Source organism: Mesorhizobium sp. M7A.F.Ca.CA.004.12.1.1 (genome assembly GCF_003997835.1).
Classification (GTDB): domain Bacteria; phylum Pseudomonadota; class Alphaproteobacteria; order Rhizobiales; family Rhizobiaceae; genus Mesorhizobium.
The window spans coordinates 1-825 of the sequence record NZ_RZRK01001354.1; the positions used below are offsets into that span (position 1 = coordinate 1).

Here is an 825-nt window from a genome sequence, read left to right on the forward strand (position 1 = left end):
GATATGAGCGCCGATACCTGCCGCCCTCAATTGTATCCGTACCGGATCATGCTCGAGCTCGTCGGCAGTCAGAAAATCTTCGACCTGCACGAAACTCGCCGGTTGCAGGCTGCACATGCGCTGAATCGCATCGGAGAATTTCCAGCTGTCGCCGGCAATGAATTCATCGAACAGGGAGCGGACGGTTTCAAGGGAATTGCCATGCCCGGGAGACTCGTCACTCAACCGGCCGCGAACGGGGGAGCCGTCGCTGAACAGGAAGATCGCGCCGTCAGCCGAACTCGAAAGCTCGCTGGCCGCTTCGAGCGCACCCGCCCATAAATCCGGCACGAACGCGGCCTCGTAGATCCTGTCCGTAAGATCATCGAACATGAGAGCGCACAGTCCTTTCAGAGTCAGCGTCTTGCCGGCTCGGATCGTCAACGCGCTCCCACACGCCAACCGATACCCGCAGGATCAAAATGCCATGCTGAAAGCTGAGGTCAACCTCAGATTGCTGTCGAGCCGCATGCAGTTGCCGGCCCCAAAACGACAAAACCCGCCGGACTGGGTCCAGCGGGCTCGGAACCGCGACAAAAGTCGTCTGGTGCGGCTCTGGCTTCCACGGCTTGGTCCGCCGGAGCGGACCAGACGTGGCTTTAGATAGCCCTGCGGGCGATCTTTTCGATGTCGGCGCGGTTGATGCCGAGATCGCTGAGCTGACGTGCGTTGAGACGGTTCAGTTCGCGGACGGTCTCGGTGTACATACGCCAGTTACGGAAAGCGCGGATCGGGTTCATGGTAGTCCTCCAAATTGATGTTCGTTTCGATGGTGCTCAAATAGGC

Annotated in this window: 1 protein-coding gene and 1 pseudogene; both read right to left on the bottom strand. The window is 59.3% G+C overall.

Features of this window, described 5'->3' with window-relative positions:
• Positions 1 to 372: pseudogene (locus EN984_RS36335) on the bottom strand (helix-turn-helix transcriptional regulator); the annotation flags it as partial.
• 266 nt (positions 373 to 638) lie between these two features.
• Positions 639 to 779 (bottom strand): DUF1127 domain-containing protein, encoded by a 141-nt coding sequence (locus EN984_RS36340; protein WP_013529236.1) that lies wholly within the window; start codon positions 777 to 779, stop codon positions 639 to 641.
• Positions 780 to 825 lie beyond the last annotated feature (46 nt).

What these genes read in the sequence shown, in the direction of transcription:
- EN984_RS36340 (WP_013529236.1), bottom strand. Translation starts at nt 779, where the DNA reads ATGAACCCGATCCGCGCTTTCCGTAACTGGCGTATGTACACCGAGACC.